General features: G+C 70.8%; 19 protein-coding genes and 2 tRNA genes. 12 read left to right on the top strand and 9 right to left on the bottom strand.

Annotated elements, in window-relative coordinates; genetic code table 11:
- The first annotated feature begins 62 nt into the window (after positions 1-62).
- Together ACWCO8_RS13625 and ACWCO8_RS13620 are read left to right on the top strand one after the other, a co-directional pair.
- Positions 63-1,157 (top strand): Leu/Phe/Val dehydrogenase, encoded by a 1,095-nt coding sequence (locus ACWCO8_RS13625; RefSeq protein ID WP_451032358.1) that lies wholly within the window; start codon positions 63-65, stop codon positions 1,155-1,157.
- Positions 1,158-1,522: 365 nt separating this feature from the next.
- Positions 1,523-1,780 (top strand): DUF3073 domain-containing protein, encoded by a 258-nt coding sequence (locus ACWCO8_RS13620; protein ID WP_352189724.1) that lies wholly within the window; start codon positions 1,523-1,525, stop codon positions 1,778-1,780.
- Between the two features lie 130 nt (positions 1,781-1,910).
- On the opposite strand, the gene purM is transcribed toward ACWCO8_RS13620, so the two are convergent.
- Together purM and purF are read right to left on the bottom strand one after the other, a co-directional pair.
- Positions 1,911-2,978: a phosphoribosylformylglycinamidine cyclo-ligase gene (gene purM, locus ACWCO8_RS13615; RefSeq protein WP_362015530.1), complete on the bottom strand. Its 1,068-nt coding sequence runs from the start codon at positions 2,976-2,978 to the stop codon at positions 1,911-1,913.
- Between the two features lie 44 nt (positions 2,979-3,022).
- Complete coding sequence (gene purF, locus ACWCO8_RS13610; protein WP_451032357.1) at positions 3,023-4,549, bottom strand: amidophosphoribosyltransferase; 1,527 nt, start codon at positions 4,547-4,549, stop codon at positions 3,023-3,025.
- Between the two features lie 337 nt (positions 4,550-4,886).
- Here purF and ACWCO8_RS13605 point away from each other — a divergent pair, with 337 nt between their 5' ends.
- Positions 4,887-4,979: a putative leader peptide gene (locus tag ACWCO8_RS13605; RefSeq protein ID WP_361849886.1), complete on the top strand. Its 93-nt coding sequence runs from the start codon at positions 4,887-4,889 to the stop codon at positions 4,977-4,979.
- Positions 4,980-5,176: 197 nt separating this feature from the next.
- Positions 5,177-6,592, top strand: coding sequence for a sulfatase family protein (locus tag ACWCO8_RS13600; RefSeq protein WP_451032356.1), 1,416 nt, complete (start codon positions 5,177-5,179; stop codon positions 6,590-6,592).
- Here the strand turns inward: ACWCO8_RS13600 and ACWCO8_RS13595 are convergent.
- Together ACWCO8_RS13595 and ACWCO8_RS13590 are read right to left on the bottom strand one after the other, a co-directional pair.
- A complete protein-coding gene (locus ACWCO8_RS13595; RefSeq protein ID WP_451032355.1) occupies positions 6,589-7,413 on the bottom strand; it encodes an META domain-containing protein in 825 nt (274 codons plus the stop codon). The two genes, ACWCO8_RS13600 and ACWCO8_RS13595, sit on opposite strands and share 4 nt — an antisense overlap.
- 50 nt (positions 7,414-7,463) lie before the next feature.
- Positions 7,464-8,252: a sterol carrier family protein gene (locus ACWCO8_RS13590; RefSeq protein ID WP_451032354.1), complete on the bottom strand. Its 789-nt coding sequence runs from the start codon at positions 8,250-8,252 to the stop codon at positions 7,464-7,466.
- 54 nt (positions 8,253-8,306) lie between these two features.
- On the opposite strand from ACWCO8_RS13590, the gene ACWCO8_RS13585 reads away from it, so the two are divergent.
- Positions 8,307-8,711, top strand: a complete 405-nt coding sequence (locus tag ACWCO8_RS13585) for a nuclear transport factor 2 family protein (protein WP_451032353.1) — start codon at positions 8,307-8,309, stop codon at positions 8,709-8,711.
- Here the strand turns inward: ACWCO8_RS13585 and ACWCO8_RS13580 are convergent, their stop codons facing one another.
- The 5 genes from ACWCO8_RS13580 to purS form a co-directional block, all read right to left on the bottom strand.
- Positions 8,712-9,539: a M23 family metallopeptidase gene (locus tag ACWCO8_RS13580; RefSeq protein ID WP_451032352.1), complete on the bottom strand. Its 828-nt coding sequence runs from the start codon at positions 9,537-9,539 to the stop codon at positions 8,712-8,714.
- Positions 9,540-9,563: 24 nt separating this feature from the next.
- Entirely contained in the window at positions 9,564-10,073 is a 510-nt protein-coding gene (locus tag ACWCO8_RS13575; protein WP_451032351.1) for an ArsR/SmtB family transcription factor, read from the bottom strand.
- Between the two features lie 101 nt (positions 10,074-10,174).
- On the bottom strand, positions 10,175-12,424 hold the full coding sequence (gene purL / locus ACWCO8_RS13570) for a phosphoribosylformylglycinamidine synthase subunit PurL (RefSeq protein ID WP_451032350.1): 2,250 nt from the start codon (positions 12,422-12,424) through the stop codon (positions 10,175-10,177).
- Positions 12,424-13,104, bottom strand: a complete 681-nt coding sequence (gene purQ / locus ACWCO8_RS13565; RefSeq protein WP_384503622.1) for a phosphoribosylformylglycinamidine synthase subunit PurQ — start codon at positions 13,102-13,104, stop codon at positions 12,424-12,426. The genes purL and purQ overlap by 1 nt, the downstream gene beginning before the upstream one ends.
- Complete coding sequence (purS, locus tag ACWCO8_RS13560; RefSeq protein WP_260230829.1) at positions 13,101-13,370, bottom strand: phosphoribosylformylglycinamidine synthase subunit PurS; 270 nt, start codon at positions 13,368-13,370, stop codon at positions 13,101-13,103. Before purS ends, purQ begins: the two co-directional genes overlap by 4 nt.
- 333 nt (positions 13,371-13,703) lie before the next feature.
- On the opposite strand from purS, the gene ACWCO8_RS13555 reads away from it, so the two are divergent.
- The 7 genes from ACWCO8_RS13555 to ACWCO8_RS13525 all read left to right on the top strand — a co-directional run bounded on the left by ACWCO8_RS13555 (position 13,704) and on the right by ACWCO8_RS13525 (position 18,112).
- Positions 13,704-14,057, top strand: a complete 354-nt coding sequence (locus ACWCO8_RS13555; RefSeq protein ID WP_451032349.1) for a histone-like nucleoid-structuring protein Lsr2 — start codon at positions 13,704-13,706, stop codon at positions 14,055-14,057.
- Positions 14,058-14,178: 121 nt separating this feature from the next.
- Positions 14,179-14,250 (top strand) — tRNA-Gly (locus ACWCO8_RS13550).
- A gap of 80 nt (positions 14,251-14,330) precedes the next feature.
- A tRNA-Gly gene (locus ACWCO8_RS13545) sits at positions 14,331-14,403 on the top strand.
- A gap of 149 nt (positions 14,404-14,552) precedes the next feature.
- On the top strand, positions 14,553-15,488 hold the full coding sequence (locus ACWCO8_RS13540; RefSeq protein WP_451032348.1) for an ATP-binding cassette domain-containing protein: 936 nt from the start codon (positions 14,553-14,555) through the stop codon (positions 15,486-15,488).
- The gene (locus ACWCO8_RS13535; RefSeq protein ID WP_451032347.1) at positions 15,485-16,249 is read left to right on the top strand and encodes an ABC transporter permease; all 765 of its coding nucleotides are present in this window, start codon (positions 15,485-15,487) and stop codon (positions 16,247-16,249) included. Before ACWCO8_RS13540 ends, ACWCO8_RS13535 begins: the two co-directional genes overlap by 4 nt.
- A 25-nt stretch (positions 16,250-16,274) precedes the next feature.
- Positions 16,275-17,507, top strand: a complete 1,233-nt coding sequence (locus tag ACWCO8_RS13530) for a sensor histidine kinase (RefSeq protein ID WP_451032346.1) — start codon at positions 16,275-16,277, stop codon at positions 17,505-17,507.
- A complete protein-coding gene (locus ACWCO8_RS13525) occupies positions 17,504-18,112 on the top strand; it encodes a response regulator (RefSeq protein ID WP_451032345.1) in 609 nt (202 codons plus the stop codon). The genes ACWCO8_RS13530 and ACWCO8_RS13525 overlap by 4 nt, the downstream gene beginning before the upstream one ends.
- The last annotated feature ends 17 nt before the right edge of the window (positions 18,113-18,129 follow it).

Here is an 18,129-nt window from a genome sequence, read left to right as displayed (position 1 = left end):
GTCCGCCACCACCCGCATGGAGGGCCGGAGTAACCGCCGCTTCGTACTTGGGAGTCACCACCGTGACCGATGTGACCGGCGTTCCTGCTGCTGACGTACTGCACACTCTGTTCCACTCGGAGCAGGGTGGCCACGAGCAAGTCGTGCTCTGCCAGGACCGCGCCTCCGGCCTCAAGGCCGTCATCGCCCTCCACTCCACCGCCCTGGGCCCCGCCCTCGGCGGCACCCGGTTCTACCCGTACGCCTCCGAGGCAGAGGCCGTCGCCGACGCGCTGAACCTCTCCCGGGGCATGTCGTACAAGAACGCCATGGCCGGCCTCGACCACGGCGGCGGCAAGGCCGTGATCATCGGCGACCCCGAGAAGATCAAGACCGAAGAGCTGCTGCTCGCCTACGGCCGCATGGTCGCCTCCCTCGGCGGCCGCTACGTGACGGCCTGCGACGTCGGCACCTACGTCGCCGACATGGACGTCGTCGCCCGGACGAACACCTGGACCACCGGCCGCTCCCCCGAGAACGGCGGCGCCGGCGACTCCTCCGTCCTCACCGCCTTCGGCGTCTTCCAGGGCATGCGCGCCTCCGCCCAGACCCTCTGGGGCGACCCCACGCTCCGCGACCGCAAGGTCGGCGTCGCGGGCGTCGGCAAGGTCGGCCACTACCTGGTCGAGCACCTCCTGGCCGACGGCGCCGAGGTCTACATCACCGATGTGCGCGAGGAGTCGGTGCGCCGGATCACCGACAAGCACCCGCAGGTCAAGGTCGTCGCGGACACCGACGCCCTGATCCGCGTCGAGGGCCTGGAGATCTACGCCCCGTGCGCGCTGGGCGGCGCCCTGAACGACGAGACCGTGCCGGTCCTGACGGCGAAGATCGTCTGCGGCGCGGCCAACAACCAGCTCGCCCACCCCGGCGTCGAGAAGGACCTCGCGGACCGCGGGATCCTCTACGCGCCCGACTACGTGGTCAACGCCGGTGGCGTGATCCAGGTCGCCGACGAGCTGCACGGCTTCGACTTCGACCGGTGCAAGGCGAAGGCCACGAAGATCTTCGACACCACCCTCGAGATCTTCGCTCGTGCGAAGTCGGACGGCATCCCGCCGGCGGCGGCCGCCGACCGGATCGCCGAGCAGCGGATGGCGGACGCCCGCCGCGGCTGAGCATGGCCGATTCTTGACGGGGCCGGTCCACCGGGACGCCACCAAGAAGCCACCAGGAGGCAGCCGGGGTCGGGTCGGAGCTCGGAGGGGTGAACTTTGTAGGTTCACCCCAATCGAGAGATGACTCACCCCGGTCGGCGGGTCGGCCCTCAAGAAGAGGTTAAAATCGCGATTGACCAGCGAGGACGGGGCTCCTCGAAGGTTCTGTACCGAGGCATGTGATGCGTGCGGCGTACCGTATGGCCACGGAAGCAGGTACCGTTGAAGCCCTACGGACCGGTCTCTCCTCCGAGAGCCCGTTCCGACTCATGAACGCGTGTCAAGACTCTGGGGCCGCCGAGCCCCGTCACCGAGGGGGTCGAGCCATGGGGCGCGGCCGGGCAAAGGCCAAGCAGACCAAGGTCGCCCGCCAGCTGAAGTACAGCAGCGGCGGGACTGACCTGTCGCGTCTGGCCAACGAGCTGGGCGCTTCGACTTCGAGCCAGCCGCCGAATGGCGAGCCGTTCGAGGACGACGACGAGGAAGACGACCCGTACGCGCAGTACGCGGATCTCTACAACACGGACGACGAGGACGAGGACGACGAGTCCGGTCCCGACGCGTCGTCCCAGCGTCGCGCTTGACCTCTTAAAGAGCGCTGCTCAACACCGAACCCGGTCCGGATACCCGGACCGGGTTTCTGTGCGTCTCCGTGCGGATCCGCGAGGTGTGCGCGGGACGGTGGGTGGGGCGGCGCCCACCCACCGTGCCGGATCAGACCGCGTAGTCGCCGATGAGCTCCGCGCCCGTCGTGTGCTCGCCGCGCTCGGTGATCTCGCCCGCGACCCAGGCCTCGACGCCCCGGTCCTCCAGGGTGGCCAGGGCCACCTCCACGGACTCGGCCGGGACGACGGCCATCATGCCGACGCCCATGTTCAGGGTCTTCTCCAGCTCGAGCCGCTCGACCTGTCCGGCCTTGCCGACCAGGTCGAAGATCGCGCCCGGGGCCCAGGTCGAACGGTCGACCACGGCGTGCAGCCCGTCCGGGATCACCCGCGCCAGGTTGGCGGCCAGGCCGCCGCCCGTGATGTGGCTGAAAGCGTGCACCTCGGTGGTCCGGGTGAGCGCCAGGCAGTCGAGCGAGTAGATCTTCGTCGGCTCCAGGAGCTCCTCGCCCAGGGTCCGGCCGAGCTCCTCGACGCGCTGGTCGAGGCTCATGCCGGCCCGGTCGAAGAGGACGTGGCGGACGAGCGAGTACCCGTTGGAGTGAAGGCCGGAGGACTCCATCGCGATGACGGCGTCACCCGTACGGATGCGATCGGGGCCGAGGAGACGGTCCGCCTCCACCACGCCCGTACCGGCGCCGGCGACGTCGAAGTCGTCCGGGCCGAGCAGGCCGGGGTGCTCGGCGGTCTCGCCGCCGACGAGGGCGGTGCCGGCGAGGACGCAGCCCTCGGCGATGCCCTTGACGATCGAGGCGACCCGCTCGGGGTGGACCTTGCCGACGCAGATGTAGTCGGTCATGAAGAGCGGCTCGGCGCCGCAGACGACGATGTCGTCCATGACCATCGCGACCAGGTCGTGGCCGATGGTGTCGTAGACGCCCATCTGGCGGGCGATGTCGACCTTCGTGCCGACGCCGTCGGTGGCGGAGGCGAGCAGCGGACGCTCGTAGCGCTTGAGCGCGGAGGCGTCGAAGAGGCCGGCGAAGCCGCCGAGGCCACCGAGGACCTCGGGGCGCTGGGTCTTCTTGACCCACTGCTTCATCAGCTCGACGGCGCGGTCACCCGCCTCGATGTCGACGCCCGCGGAAGCGTAGGAGGCACCGGTGGTCTCAGGCATGGCTGGGAACTTTCGTGTCGTACTGCGGGGTGTGCAGCGGGGTCTTACGGGCGGCGCAGCGCGTCGGCGGCCGCGGTCGCGGCGGGGCCGGCGGCGAGTTCGGTCTCCAGGAGCTGCTTGCCGAGCAGCTCGGGGTCCGGCAGCTCCATCGGGTACTCGCCGTCGAAGCAGGCCCGGCAGAGGTTCGGCTTGTCGATGGTGGTCGCCTCGATCATCCCGTCGATGGAGATGTACGAGAGCGAGTCGGCGCCGAGCGACTTGCCGATCTCCTCGATCGACATGCCGTTGGCGATCAGCTCCGCGCGGGTCGCGAAGTCGATGCCGAAGAAGCAGGGCCACTTCACCGGCGGCGAGGAGATCCGGATGTGGATCTCGGCCGCGCCGGCCTCGCGGAGCATCTTGACCAGGGCGCGCTGGGTGTTGCCGCGGACGATCGAGTCGTCCACGACCACCAGGCGCTTGCCCTTGATGACGTCCTTGAGGGGGTTCAGCTTCAGCCGGATGCCCAGCTGGCGGATGGTCTGCGAGGGCTGGATGAAGGTGCGGCCGACGTAGGCGTTCTTCACCAGACCGGCGCCGAAGGGGATGCCTGAGGCCTCGGCGTATCCGATCGCGGCCGGCGTGCCGGATTCCGGCGTCGCTATGACCAGATCGGCCTCGACGGGGGCCTCCTTGGCGAGGCGACGGCCCATCTCGACGCGGGAGAGGTAGACGTTGCGACCGGCGATGTCGGTGTCCGGGCGCGCCAGGTACACGTACTCGAAGACACAGCCCTTGGGCTTCGCTTCCGCGAATCGCGACGTGCGGATGCCGTTCTCGTCGATCGCGATCAGCTCGCCCGGCTCGACCTCGCGGACGTAGCTGGCGCCGCAGATGTCGAGGGCGGCGGACTCGGAGGCGACGACCCAGCCGCGCTCGAGACGGCCGAGGACCAGCGGGCGGATGCCCTGGGGGTCACGGGCCGCGTAGAGGGTGTGCTCGTCCATGAAGACGAGGGAGAAGGCGCCCCGGACCTCGGGGAGGATCTTCGCGGCGCCCTGCTCGATGGTGAGCGGCTTGCCGTCCTCGTCGACCTGGGCGGCGAGGAGCGCCGTGAGCAGGTCGGTGTCGTTGGTGGCCGCCACGCGGGTGGTCCGGCCCTCCTGCTTGGGGAGGTCGGCGACCATCTCGGCGAGCCGGGCCGTGTTCACCAGGTTGCCGTTGTGGCCGAGCGCGATGGAGCCGTGGGCGGTCGCCCTGAACGTCGGCTGCGCGTTCTCCCACACGGAGGCACCGGTGGTCGAGTAGCGGGCGTGACCGACCGCGATATGACCTTGGAGCGAACCGAGAGAGGTCTCGTCGAAGACCTGGGACACCAGGCCCATGTCCTTGAAGACGAGGATCTGGGAGCCGTTGCTGACCGCGATACCCGCGGATTCCTGGCCCCGATGCTGGAGGGCGTAGAGCCCGAAGTACGTGAGCTTTGCGACCTCTTCACCCGGAGCCCAGACACCGAAGACGCCGCAAGCGTCCTGGGGGCCCTTCTCGCCGGGAAGCAGATCGTGATTGAGTCGACCGTCACCACGTGGCACGTTCCCGAGTGTAGGGGAGGTCGACCACTGGTCCGAATTGGGGAATTGAGCGGGGTCCCCGTTTGGTGTGATCGTACGAGCTGATCGACAAGCCCTGGTGGGGCCGTCCGTGAGACCCCCGGGGGCCAAGGGGCAGAAGGGCTCCGAGGGGTCGGGACCGAGAGCCGAAATGCCTGCTACCGATGGGTAGGAGCGGGCTCGGGAGGCTCCGGGTGTGACGGAGTTCGCACGGCACGGCGGCCGTTCGGCGCGTGGGGCGCGCGTCCGTGAGACGGCTGTCCCAGAGAGCGGGACGGGCGTTGACAGGGGTACGGCCGTTCGGCCAGGCTCCAGCCCCATGCAGCCTCTGCGTGACCGCTCGGTCACCCTCGTGGCGCGCCGACACGTCGACCTGGTCCGTGTCGCCGGCGCGCTCTGTCGCTGCGCCTAGGGGCGAGCAGCCCCAGCGCCCCCGCCCCGCTGAGGGGCACCTCTTCGCCCTCGCTCTCCGAGGGCACCCCCTCCTGAGCACTCCAGCTCTGTAGCTCCGCGCCGAGCCACGGCCCCCGTCCGGGTCGGGCCGCGCCGCCGCGCGCCCTCGTGCGCCCGCACCCCTTCACGCGTACCCGCACCTTCCAAGGAGCCTCCATGCCCACGCCCAAGACACCCCTGTCCCGACGCGCCCTCGGCGGGGCCGCCGTCGGAGCCGCCGCCGTCGGCGCGCTCGGCGCCGGAGCCGGCACCGCCGAGGCCGGGACCGCGCAGGCCGCGAGCCCGCGGGAGCGGGAGTTCCGGGCCGCGACCGGGCGGCGCTCGCGGCGGCCGAACATCCTCTTCATCCTCGGCGACGACCTCGGCTGGGCCGACCTCTCCTCGTACGGCTCGACCCACATCCGTACGCCCCACCTCGACCGGCTCGCCCGCCAGGGAGTCCGCTTCACCAACGCCTACTCCGGCTCCGCGACCTGCTCCCCGACCCGGTTCTCCCTGTACACGGGCCGCTTCCCCGGCCGTACGAAGGGCGGGCTGGCCGAGCCGATCGCCGACAAGTCCGTCGGCCTGGAGCCCACCCACCCCACGCTCGCCTCGCGGCTGCGCGAGACCGGCTACGCCACCGCGCTGATCGGCAAGTGGCACTGCGGCTACCTGCCCGACTACTCCCCCACCCGCTCCGGCTGGGACGAGTTCTTCGGCAACTTCGGCGGCGCCCTGGAGTACTACTCCAAGCTCGGTCTCGGCGGCGAGTACGACCTCTACGAGGGCGACGCGCAGTACAAGGACCTGCGCTACTACACCCGGATCCTGACCGAGCGGGCGAGCGAGTACGTCTCCCGGGACCACGACCGGCCCTGGCTGCTCAACCTGAACTTCACCACCCCGCACTGGCCCTGGATCGCCGACGGCGACGAGGAGGCGAGCGCCGAGATCGTCCGGCGGATCAAGGCCGGCGACCGGAGCGCGCTCTGGCACCAGGACGGCGGTTCCATAGCCAAGTACAAGGAGATGGTCGAGGACCTCGACCGCTCGATCGGCGAGGTCCTCACCGCCCTGAAGCGGTCCGGGCAGGAGGAGGACACGCTCGTCTTCTTCGCCAGCGACAACGGCGGCGAGCGCTTCTCCTACAACTGGCCGCTGGCCGGCAACAAGGGCTCGCTCCAGGAGGGCGGCATCCGCGTCCCGTCGATCCTGCGCTGGCCCGCCCGGATCGACGGCGGCCAGGTCAGCCACCTGCCCGTCTACAGCCCCGACTGGACGGCGACCCTCCTCGAACTGGGCGGCGCCCGCCCCCACCCGGCGTACCCGCTGGACGGGACGAGCCTCGCCGGGCACCTGCTGCGGGGCGAGCGGGTCCGCGAGCGGGACCTCTTCTGGCGGGTGCGGGGCGAGCGGGCGCTGCGCCGCGGCGACTGGAAGTACTACCGCGGCAAGAGCGGCCGTGACCAGCTGTTCCACCTGACCGAGGACGTCCGCGAGCAGGCGGACAAGGCGCCGTTCGAGCAGGCGCGCCTCGCCGAGCTGCGGGCGGCCTGGGAGCGGACGGACGCGGGGCTGCTGCCGTACTAGCTCTTGGGGGCGGGCGTCGTCGCCGAGAAGCCCTCGCCGTCGGCGTCCGTGAGGGTCAGCGTGCGGTGACCGATCTTGTACGAGAGGGGTCCGTCGAGGAGCTCGTACAGCTTGGTCTCCAGCTGCATCTGCGGGCCCGAGCAGATCATCCGGGTGGTCGCGACCGGTCCGGTGACCGTGAGCGTGGTGGGGGTGACCTCGGCGGTGGCCGTGAACCGGTTGCAGCCCAGGTTGCCCCGGACCTTGCCGTCCTTGTCGATGACGAACGTGGCCTTGCCCTCGCTGCCCTGCGGCACGGAGGAGGCCGTCTCGCCGGAGAGCAGGGAGTCGACCGTCCAGGTGGTGCCGTTGAGCGGGGCCGGCGGTTCGGAGGTCAGGGCGACGACGTTCTTGCCGTCGAGCGAGGTGAGGGTGAGCCGGTCGCCCTCGACCCGGGCCTTCATCGAGCCGTCGAAGACCTTCTGGAGCACCGCCTCGAAGGCGCCCCGCTCACCGGGGCACGCCATCTCGGTGCCCTGGCCCTGCTTCACGGTGACCGTGTCCCCCTGGACCGACACCTCGGCCCCGAAGCCGTTGCAGCCGCTGTTCCCCGACGCCTTGCCGTCCGCGGCGATCTGGAGGTGGGCGCCGTCGGGGGCCCGGTTCTCCTTCCCCTCCGTCGTCACGGTCTCGAAGTTCCAGTGGACACCGGTGACGGGCACGTCGGGGGCGACGGTTCCGGCACCGGGATCGGAACCGGACTTCTGGGTGCCGCACGCCGAGAGCACGACGAGCGAGGCGGCCAGGACGGCGGTGGCTGCGGTGGTGCGTGTCTTCAGCATGGGGATGGGACGGGCGAACGGTACGGACGGTTCCGTACGGCTCCGGGGAGTCACCCCATCAGTGGCAGCAGCGCGGCGAGGTCCGCCCGCTCCCCGCTCGCGCCGACCCGCGCCGCGTCCAGCTCCTCCGCCCACCGCGCCCGGCCGGTGGCGAGCCGGATCCAGGTGAGCGGGTCGGTCTCGACGACGTTGGGCGGGGTGCCCCGGGTGTGGCGCGGGCCCTCCACGCACTGGACGACCGCGAAGGGCGGGATCCGCACCTCGACCGCCCCGCCGGGCGCCTTCACCGCGAGCGCGTCGGCGAGCAGCCGGGTGCAGGCGGCCAGGGCCTGCCGGTCGTACGGGATCTCCAGGCCGGTCGCCGCGTTCAGGTCGTCGGTGTGGACGACGAGTTCGACGACCCGGGTCACCAGGTAGTCGGCGAGCCGCATCGCGCCGAAGCGCATCCGGACGAGCCGCTCGTCGGAGACGCCCTCGATCCGCTCCTGGTACAGCGCGGCCGTCGCCGCGAACAGGCCGGCCAGGTCGGCCGAGTCGATCGCGCGGGTGTCCTCGTCGATCCGCGCGGCGGCCGTCGCCGTCACCGCAGGCCAGTCGAGCAGCCCGAGCGCCCGCTCGGCCGGCTCGGGTTCGCCGAGCGCGCGGGCGACGGCGCCGACCGCCATCGTCAGGTGCGCCGCCAGGTCCCGTACGGTCCACTCCCCCAGCCGCGTCGGCCCGTCGAGCTGCTCGGGCGTGAGCCCCTCCACGGCCTTCCGCACATTCTCGAACTGGGCGAGCACGGCGGCCCTGGTCTTCGCGGAGTCGTAGCTGCGGGTGCGCTTCTTGGCCGGTGGCATGGGGGCGAGAGTAGTCGGAGACTGGAAGAGGGCTTCCGAGAGGGGCGAAGGACCATGGCCGAACACCCTGACGTGGCGCTCGTCCGCAAGGGCTACGAGGCGTTCTCCAGAGGAGACATGGACGCGCTCGCCACGATGATGACGTCCGACTGTACGCACCATGTGCCGGGCAACAGCCAGATTTCGGGGCACTTCAAGGGCCGCGACGCGATCTTCGGCATGTACGCCAAGTGCATGGAACTGACCGGCAACACCTTCACCGCCGAGATGCAGGGCTTGTACCCGGACGGCCGGGGTCATGTGATGGCCGTCCACAAGTGGCACGGCGACCGCGGTGACCGGGGCATCGAGATGAGGGGCGGCCTGTTCTTCACCCTCGTGGGCGGCAAGGTCACGGACATCGACGAGTGCGTGGAGGACATCGACGAGGCCGACGCCTTCTGGGGTCAGCCCGCGTAGTCAGCCCGAGTAGGCGGACGACCCCACGAGGAACGTCTCGCCGTTCTTCGGCACGCCGACTCCACGCCAGGTGAACGGCAGCCCGCGGGCCGTGGTCAGGTCCGGGCCGTCCATCAGCTGGAAGTGCACATGCGGCTCGGTGGAGTTGCCGGAGTTGCCGCAGCGGGCGAGTTCCTGGCCCGCCACGACCCGGTCGCCCGCGCGGACGGCGAGCGAGCCGCGCTTGAGGTGCGCGTACATCGCGTACGTACCGTCGCCGAGGTCGAGGACCAGGTGGTTGCCGGTGACGCGGCGCGCGCCTGCGAGGAGGCGGACGGCCGACTCGACCAGCATCAGATAGGCCACGGCGGGCAGCGAGTTGCGGCTCAGGTGGTCGCGCTGGCGGTCCTCGGCGTGCACGACGGTCGCGTCGGCGACCGCGAGCAGCGGGGCGCCGAAGGCGGGGAAGTCCTCGCTCGGCCGGGCCACCGGCCAGAGGCGGGCGAAGGCCGGGCGGGGCCGCTGCTCGTCCTCCTCGACGATGTCGATGGCGTAGGTCTGGCCGTACTGGTGGGTGCCGTGGCTGGGCGTGCGGTCCGCCGGGCTGTTCAGGGCCGACCAGCGGCCTGTGACGGGCGGGTCCACCTCGATCGCGGCGTGCGGGGCGGCGGCGGCCGCTCGGCGGGCGGTCCCGGAGAGCGTGACGCCGACCGCCATCGCGGCGAGCGCGGGCAGCCAGCCCATCCAGTACGGATACGGCGGTTCGACGAAGACCGAGGCGAGCGCCTGCACGACGAAGAGTAGCCAGAGCGAGCGGTGGACGACCGTCGCGATCTTGCGCGTGGACATGAGCGTTCCCCCTGAACGACGTGATTACGGACGGGCGGCGGTGAGGACCACCAGGAGCGGGACGACCCGGGCTCCCGGCACCTCGTAGCGGCCCCGTCCGATGGTGTGGAGCCAGCCCGCACCGGTCAGTTGGCGCAGGTGGTGGTAGATCTGGCCGGTCGTGCCGATGTCCTCGAGCTCCGCCAGTTCAGCCGCCGTGCGCCGGCCGCCGAGGATCTCCCGCAGCAGCCGGAGCCGTACGGGATGGCCGAGCGCGGCGAAGGACTCGGCGGTCTCGGCCCAGTCCTCGTCGAGCAGCCGCTCGGTGAAGGCGCCGAACTGCCACTCGTACCGCTCCTCGGTCGGCAGCCGGACCGTGCCCGTGAACAGCACCGCGCCGTCCTCGCCGCGCGGGCCCGCCCCGGCGATCTCCGCCTTGAGCCCTTCCAGCGCCCAGAACGTCCCGTCGGCGATCTCGGGCGCGGGGCGGTCCGCCCGCCCCTCCAGCTCGGCCATGCGCCGTTCCAGCGCGGCGACCCGCTCCTCAAGCTCCATGTTGGCAGATTACGTAATTACGTAATCACGCGCAAGGGAGCCACGAGAAAGCCCCCGCCCGGACCCGAAGGTCCGAACGGGGGCTCCCGCAGTGCTCCGTATCAGGCCAGCAGGCCCGGGATCGTCGCCTCGTGCGCCGTGCGCAGCTCGCTCAGCGCGATGCTGAACTCGCCCTGCACATCGATCTCTTCGCCGTCCACGACACCGATCCGGGTCGCCGGCAGGCCCCGCGCGCCGCACATGTCGGTGAAGCGGAGCTCCTCGCTGCGCGGGACGGCCACGACCGCGCGGCCGGCCGACTCGCTGAAGAGGAACGTGAAGGCGTCCAGGCCCTCCGGGACGACCAGGCGCGCGCCCGTGCCACCGCGCAGGCAGGACTCGACGACCGCCTGGACCAGACCGCCGTCGGACAGGTCGTGCGCCGCGTCGATCATGCCGTCGCGGGAGGCGGAGATCAGGATCTCGCCGAGCAGCTTCTCCCGGTCGAGGTCCACGGCCGGCGGCAGACCGCCGAGGTGCTGGTGGATCACCTCGGACCAGGCCGAGCCGCCGAACTCCTCACGCGTGTCGCCGAGCAGGTAGAGGAGCTGGCCCTCTTCCGCGAAGGCGATCGGCGTACGGCGGTTGACGTCGTCGATCACACCGAGCACGGCCACGACCGGCGTCGGGTGGATGGCGACCTCGCCCGTCTGGTTGTACAGCGAGACGTTGCCACCGGTCACCGGGGTGCCCAGCTGCAGGCAGCCGTCCGCGAGACCACGGGTGGCCTCGGCGAACTGCCACATCACGGCCGGGTCCTCGGGCGAACCGAAGTTGAGGCAGTTGGAGATCGCCAGCGGCTTGGCGCCGGAGGCGGCCACGTTGCGGTACGACTCCGCGAGCGCGAGCTGCGCGCCCGCGTACGGGTCGAGCTTCGCGTACCGGCCGTTGCCGTCGGTCGCCATGGCCACGCCGAGGTTGGTCTCCTCGTCGATCCGGACCATGCCCGCGTCCTCGGGCTGCGCCAGGACGGTGTTGCCCTGCACGAACCGGTCGTACTGGTCCGTGATCCAGGACTTCGACGCCTGGTTCGGGGAGGAGACCAGCTTCAGGACCTGGTCCTTCAGCTCCTCGCCGTTCTGCGGCCGGGGCAGCTTGTTCGCGTCGTCGGCCTGGAGCGCGTCCTGCCACTCGGGGCGGGCGAACGGACGGTGGTAGACCGGGCCCTCGTGCGCGACCGTGCGCGGCGGGACGTCGACGATCTGCTCGCCGTGCCAGAAGATCTCCAGGCGCTCGCCGTCGGTGACCTCACCGATGACGACCGCGATGACGTCCCACTTCTCGCAGATCTCGAGGAAGCGGTCGACGTACTGCGGCTCGACGATCGCGCACATGCGCTCCTGCGACTCGCTCATGAGGATCTCCTCGGGCGAGAGCGTCGCGTCGCGCAGGTGGACCCGGTCGAGGTCGACCCGCATACCGCCGGAGCCGGCCGAGGCCAGCTCGGAGGTCGCGCAGGAGAGTCCGGCGCCACCCAGGTCCTGGATGCCCGCGACCAGCTTCTCCTTGAAGATCTCCAGGGTGCACTCGATGAGGAGCTTCTCCTGGAACGGGTCGCCGACCTGGACCGCGGGGCGCTTGGTGGGCTTCGTGTCGTCGAAGGTCTCGGACGCGAGGACCGAGACACCGCCGATGCCGTCGCCACCGGTACGGGCGCCGTAGAGGATCACCTTGTTGCCGGGGCCCGAGGCCTTCGCCAGGTGGATGTCCTCGTGCTTCATCACGCCGATGCAGCCGGCGTTGACCAGCGGGTTGCCCTGGTAGCACTCGTCGAAGACGACCTCGCCGCCGATGTTCGCCAGGCCCAGGCAGTTGCCGTAGCCGCCGATGCCCGCGACGACGCCCGGCAGGACGCGCTTGGTGTCGGGGTGGTCGGCCGCGCCGAAGCGCAGCGGGTCCACGACCGCGACCGGGCGGGCGCCCATGGCGAGGATGTCGCGGACGATGCCGCCGACGCCGGTGGCCGCGCCCTGGTAGGGCTCGATGTACGAGGGGTGGTTGTGCGACTCGACCTTGAAGGTGACCGCGTAGCCCTGGCCGACGTCCACGACGCCCGCGTTCTCGCCGATGCCGACGAGCATGGCGTCGTTCTCGGGGACCTTCTCGCCGAACTGCTTCAGGTGGACCTTGCTGCTCTTGTACGAGCAGTGCTCGGACCACATGACGGAGTACATGGCGAGCTCGGCACCCGTGGGACGGCGGCCGAGGATCTCGCGGATGCGCGCGTACTCGTCCTCCTTGAGGCCGAGCTCCTTCCAGGGCTGCTCGCTGTCCGGGGTCTCGGTGGCGTGCTTGACGGTGTCGAGGCTCATCAGGCGTTGACCAGCTTCTTGAGGATCGAGGTGAAGAAACCGAGGCCGTCGGTACGGCCCGTACCGATCAGCGGCTCGACGGCGTGCTCGGGGTGCGGCATGAGGCCGACCACGTTGCCCGCGGCGTTGGTGATGCCCGCGATGTCGCGGAGCGAGCCGTTGGGGTTCATGTCCAGGTAGCGGAAGGCCACCCGCCCCTCGGCCTCCAGCTCGTCGAGCACCCGCTCGTCGGCGACGTACCGGCCGTCCATGTTCTTGAGCGGGACCTGGATCTCCTGGCCCTGCTCGTAGTCGGCGGTCCAGGCGGTCTCCGCGTTCTCCACCCGCAGCTTCTGGTCGCGGCAGATGAAGTGCAGGTGGTTGTTGCGCAGCATCGCGCCCGGCAGCAGATGGGCCTCGGTGAGGATCTGGAAGCCGTTGCAGATGCCGAGGACGGGCATGCCCGCCTTCGCCTGCTCGATGAGCGGCTCCATGACCGGCGAGAAGCGGGAGATGGCTCCGGCCCGCAGATAGTCGCCGTAGGAGAAGCCACCGGCCAGGACCACGGCGTCGACCTGCTTGAGGTCCTTGTCGCGGTGCCAGAGCGAGACGGGCTCGGCGCCCGCGAGGCGGACGGCGCGCAGCGCGTCCTGGTCGTCGAGCGTTCCGGGGAACGTGACGACGCCGATGCGTGCGGTCACGAGGAAGCCCCGGCGGTCTCCGTGGACTCGACCTTGACGGTGAAGTCCTCGATCACGGTGTTGGCGAGGAAGGTTTCGGCCATCTCATGGATGCGGGCGAGGGCGGCCTCGTCGACCGGTCCCTCCACCTCCAGCTCGAAGCGCTTTCCCTGGCGGACGTCGGCGATTCCCTCGAATCCGAGGCGGGGCAGTGCACGCTGCACGGCCTGGCCCTGGGGGTCGAGGATCTCCGGCTTGAGCATGACGTCGACTACGACGCGTGCCACTGGCACTCCCGGTGGTGTGTTGCGTGGGCGGTTCCCTCAGCGTACCTGCCTCCAAATTCTACGCGGGTAGAGGACTGGAGGACCCTACAAAGCCTCCCGAAGATCTCCGAAGATCCCCACGGAAAATTCAAGTGAAATATTGCGCGGGCCATTGCGGGGAGACACGCTGATGCAATTGGCTGGGCTTCACAATGCGACGCCTACCGCTGTACAAAGGAATACAGAGGAAAGCAGCATTGGCCCGGGGCAGCCGTAAAGTCGGTGTCGCCGCACGTCAGAGGCGCTACACCCGCCAAGACGATCACGGCACGCCGCAGGAAAGGACCGATATCCGTGGCTCAGCGAGTAGTGGTCACTCTCTCCGACGACATCGACGGCGGAGATGCGGCGGAAACGGTTGCGTTCGGCCTGGACGGGAAGTCGTACGAGATCGACCTGAATCCCGCCAATGCAAAGAAACTGCGCAAGGCGCTGGCCCCCTACCTCGCGGCCGGCCGGAAGCTGACCGGCAGGGCCGCCACCGCCCGCGCCGGCGGAGCCTCCGCCTCCGTGGCTTCGTACAAGCACACCGCCCTCGCCCCCGACCCGGCGGCGGTCCGCGCCTGGGCCCAGTCCAACAAGATGGACGTGCCCGCCCGCGGCCGCATCCCGAAGCGCGTCTACGAAGCCTTCCGCGAGGCCAGTTGAGCCCGCGGCCCGGTCCGCCCGGCCGCGCGCCGGGAACCGAGTTGCGCTCCACCCCCGCTGATCGGCTAGAGTCTGGATCACGCCGAAGGGCAAGGCCGCAGGGCCGAACCTCACGCAGCGTGCGGGTGTAGTTCAGTAGTAGAACATCCCCCTTCCAGGGGGAAGGCGCAGTGTGCAATTCCTGTCACCCGCTCTGCATCGCATTACCAAGCACTCCGGTGCATCAGGTACAGTGGTGCTCGCACCGCCCGGTGAAAGCCGAGCGGCAGCAATGCGGACGTGGCTCAGTTGGTAGAGCATCACCTTGCCAAGGTGAGGGTCGCGAGTTCGAATCTCGTCGTCCGCTCGTTGATCGAAGGCCCGGTTCTCAGGAACCGGGCCTTCGTCGTGTCCGCCCCCTTTCGCGCGTCCGACATCTGCCCTTCTGACATTTGTCATGCGCAGTGATGACAGCGCGCACTGCCGAGCGGCCCGCCGCGCCGCGAGCCTTGAACCATGACCGATGTGATCGTGGCGGAGGGCCTCCGCCGGACCTACTCCGGCGGCTACGAAGCCGTCAACGGAATCTCCTTCGCCGTCCCCCAGGGCGAGATCTTCGCCCTGCTCGGCACCAACGGGGCCGGCAAGACCTCCACCGTCGAGCTCCTGGAGGGGCTGGCCGCGCCGAGCGGCGGCACCGTCCGGGTCCTCGGCCACGACCCGTACCGCGAACGGGCCGTCGTACGGCCCCGGATCGGGGTGATGCTCCAGGAGGGCGGCTTCCCGTCCGACCTGACCGTGGCCGAGACCGTACGGATGTGGGCGGGCTGCACCACCGGTGCCCGGCCGGCCGGCGAGGCCCTGGAGGCCGTCGGCCTCGGCGCCCGCGACCGGGTGCGGATCAAGCAGCTCTCCGGCGGCGAGCGCCGGCGCCTCGACCTCGCGCTCGCGCTCCTCGGCCGCCCCGAGGTCCTCTTCCTCGACGAGCCGACCACCGGCCTCGACGCCGAGGGCCGCCGCGACACCTGGGCCCTCGTCCGGGCGCTCCGTGACGAGGGGACGACCGTGCTCCTCACCACGCACTACCTGGAGGAGGCCGAGTCCCTGGCCGACCGGCTCGCGATCATGCACCAGGGGCGGATCGTGCTCTCCGGCACCCCCGCCGAGGTCACCGCCGCCCGGCCCGCCCGCATCCGCTTCACCCTCCCCGAGGGCGTGGAGCCCGGCAGGCTCCCGCTCGGTCTCAAGGCCGCGGCGGACGGACGGCTCGTGGAGATCCGTACGCACGCCCTGCAGGACGCGCTCGGCGAACTCCTCGACTGGGCCCGCGAGACCGGCGTACGGCTCGACGGACTCGACGCCCGCTCGGCCACCCTCGAAGAGGCGTTCCTGGAGATCGCCTCCCGCACCGACGCCCTCGACCTGACCGTGGACCTGGAGACCGCCCGATGAACGCCACCGCACGCCGCATGACCGCGCTCGGACGGGCCGAACTCACCCTCCTCGGGCGGAACAAGAACAACCTCTTCATCGCCCTCCTCATGCCGCTGCTGATGATCTTCGTGCTGCGGTCCTCGCTCGGCCAGATGGAACCCGACGAGCTGCCCGGCGGCATGGCCGGCACCACCCTCATCGGCGGCACCGGGATGGTCCTCGTCCTCGTCGTCTACATGGGCCTCGTCTCCGCCCTCGTGGCCCGCCGCGAGGAACTGGTCCTCAAGCGGCTGCGCACCGGCGAGGCGACCGACCTGGAGATCCTCGGCGGCGCCGCGCTCCCGTCCACCGCCATCGCGCTCCTCCAGTGCGCCGTCCTCACCGTCGGCGGCGCCCTCGCCCTCGACGTACCCGCGCCGCGCAGGCCCGACCTGCTCGTGCTCGGGCTGCTCGCCGCGATCCTGCTGCTCGCCGGGCTCGCCGCCGCGACCACCGCGATCACGCGGAACGTCGAGAGCGCGGGCCTCACCACGCTGCCGTTCTTCCTGATCTCGGCCATGGGCTCGGGGCTCATGGTGCCCCGCGACGTCCTTCCCGACCTGGCCGCGAGCATCACCGAACTGCTGCCGTTCACCGGAGTCATGGAGTTCGTCCGGGCAGGCTGGCTCGGCGTCGGCGCCACCCAGGACCTGCTGACGGCGACGCTCACCACGTTGGCCTGGGGCGTGATCACCGTGTTTGCTGTCCGCAAGTGGTTCCGCTGGGAACCGCGACGCTAGAAGGCAAGAGAGGGAGGCCGGGCGCGTGTCCAGGCTGACGGGGTGGTGGAGCGGGCGCGGCAGCGCGGCCAAGGTCGAGCTGTACACGCGGTGGAGCTTCCACTTCTTCATGGTCATCGAGATCGCCGCCATCGGTCTCGTACCGATCGCGGAGTCGGGGTACAACCCGCTCTCCACCCCTCTCGGCTTCGCCCTGACCCTCCTCGTCTGCGCGCACGCCGTACTGAACGCCGTGCTCTCCTCGCGCGCCCTGGACTGGGCCCTGGACCGGCGCGAGCAGCCGGTCCGGCTCGCGATCGCGGTCGCCGTCCTGACAGCGGGCTTCGTGCTGACGGTGCTCGCGCTGCGCGCCACGGGCGTGCTCAAGGACGCCGCGAGCGCCGCCGCCGTCGTCACCGGCCTGGTCACCTTCGCCGTCGGCAGCCTCGTGCTCTGCGTCCGACGGCCCCGGCGCATGGTGTACGGCGTCCCGGCCATCGCGCTCGCGACCGGCGCCGCCGCGGTGGCGATGGGCTTCCACCCGGGCGAGGGACTCGGCTACGCGGTCGGGATCACCCTGGCCGGGGCCGGCCTCGCCGCCGCCTGCGGGTTCTCCGGCTGGCTGATGAAGATCGTCTGGGAGCTGGAGAACTCCCGCGACCTGAAGGCCCGGCTCGCCGTCGCCGAGGAACGGCTCCGCTTCGGCCGCGACCTGCACGACGTCATGGGCCGCAACCTCTCGGTGATCGCCCTCAAGAGCGAGCTCGCCGTGCAGCTCGCACGGCGCGAACGGCCCGAGGCCGTGGACCAGATGATCGAGGTGCAGCGGATCGCGCAGGAGTCCCAGCGGGAGGTACGGGACGTGGTGCGCGGCTACCGGGAGGCCGACCTGCGCGTCGAACTCGAGGGCGCGCGCGGGGTGCTCGGGGCCGCCGGCATCGACTGCGCGATCGACCCGGTGCCCGTGGAACTCCCGGCCGGCGTCCAGTCGGTCCTCGGCTGGGTGGTGCGGGAGACGACGACCAACGTGCTGCGGCACGGCGACGCGCGGCGGTGCGCGATCTCGCTGCGGGAGAAGGACGGTTCGGTGCTGCTGACGGTACGGAACGACGGCGTACGGGAAGGGGCGGTGATGGAGCGCGGCTCGGGCCTCGCGGGGCTGCGGGAACGGCTCGCGGCGGTGGACGGCACCCTGGAGGCGGGGCCGGACGACGGCGGTACGTTCCAGGTGACGGCGCTCGTCCCCGTACCCCGGTCGGAGAAGGGGACGAGGTCGTGACCGTACGCGTGCTGCTCGCCGACGACGAGCATCTGATCCGGGGCGCGCTCGCCGCGCTGCTCGCCCTGGAGGACGATCTCGCGGTCGTCGCCCAGGCCGCCACCGGACCCGAGGCGCTCGCCATGGCCCGCGCCCACCGGCCCGATGTCGCCGTCCTCGATCTGCAGATGCCGGGCCTCGACGGTGTGAGGGTCGCCACAGCCCTGCGGGACGAACTGCCCGACTGCCGCACCATGATCGTCACCAGTCACGGCCGCCCCGGCCACCTCAAGCGGGCCCTCGCGGCCGGCGTGCGGGGCTTCGTGCCGAAGACCGTCAGCGCCCAGCGCCTGGCCGAGCTCATCCGTGCCGTACACGCCGGAAACCGTTACGTGGACCCGGAGTTGGCGGCCGACGCGATCGCCGCCGGGGACTCCCCGCTGACCGCGCGCGAGGCCGAGGTGCTCGAACTCGCGGCGGACGGCGCACCGGTCGCGGAGATCGCCGAGCGGGCCTCGCTCTCGCAGGGGACGGTCCGGAACTACCTCTCCTCGGCGGCCGCGAAGCTCGGTGCCGAGAACCGTCACACGGCGGTGCGTCTCGCACGCGAGAAAGGTTGGGTATAGTTGGCTCCGCGCTACGG

The organism is Streptomyces sp. NPDC001927, from assembly GCF_053594455.1.
This window is presented reverse-complemented; position numbering and strand designations above follow the sequence as displayed.

What these genes read in the sequence shown, in the direction of transcription:
- ACWCO8_RS13620 (WP_352189724.1), top strand. Translation starts at nt 1,523, where the DNA reads ATGGGGCGCGGCCGGGCAAAGGCCAAGCAGACCAAGGTCGCCCGCCAG.
- purM (WP_362015530.1), bottom strand. Translation starts at nt 2,978, where the DNA reads ATGCCTGAGACCACCGGTGCCTCCTACGCTTCCGCGGGCGTCGACATC.
- ACWCO8_RS13605 (WP_361849886.1), top strand. Translation starts at nt 4,887, where the DNA reads ATGCAGCCTCTGCGTGACCGCTCGGTCACCCTCGTGGCGCGCCGACAC.
- ACWCO8_RS13600 (WP_451032356.1), top strand. Translation starts at nt 5,177, where the DNA reads ATGCCCACGCCCAAGACACCCCTGTCCCGACGCGCCCTCGGCGGGGCC.
- ACWCO8_RS13595 (WP_451032355.1), bottom strand. Translation starts at nt 7,413, where the DNA reads ATGCTGAAGACACGCACCACCGCAGCCACCGCCGTCCTGGCCGCCTCG.
- ACWCO8_RS13590 (WP_451032354.1), bottom strand. Translation starts at nt 8,252, where the DNA reads ATGCCACCGGCCAAGAAGCGCACCCGCAGCTACGACTCCGCGAAGACC.
- ACWCO8_RS13585 (WP_451032353.1), top strand. Translation starts at nt 8,307, where the DNA reads ATGGCCGAACACCCTGACGTGGCGCTCGTCCGCAAGGGCTACGAGGCG.
- ACWCO8_RS13580 (WP_451032352.1), bottom strand. Translation starts at nt 9,539, where the DNA reads ATGTCCACGCGCAAGATCGCGACGGTCGTCCACCGCTCGCTCTGGCTA.
- ACWCO8_RS13575 (WP_451032351.1), bottom strand. Translation starts at nt 10,073, where the DNA reads ATGGAGCTTGAGGAGCGGGTCGCCGCGCTGGAACGGCGCATGGCCGAG.
- purL (WP_451032350.1), bottom strand. Translation starts at nt 12,424, where the DNA reads ATGAGCCTCGACACCGTCAAGCACGCCACCGAGACCCCGGACAGCGAG.
- ACWCO8_RS13540 (WP_451032348.1), top strand. Translation starts at nt 14,553, where the DNA reads ATGACCGATGTGATCGTGGCGGAGGGCCTCCGCCGGACCTACTCCGGC.
- ACWCO8_RS13535 (WP_451032347.1), top strand. Translation starts at nt 15,485, where the DNA reads ATGAACGCCACCGCACGCCGCATGACCGCGCTCGGACGGGCCGAACTC.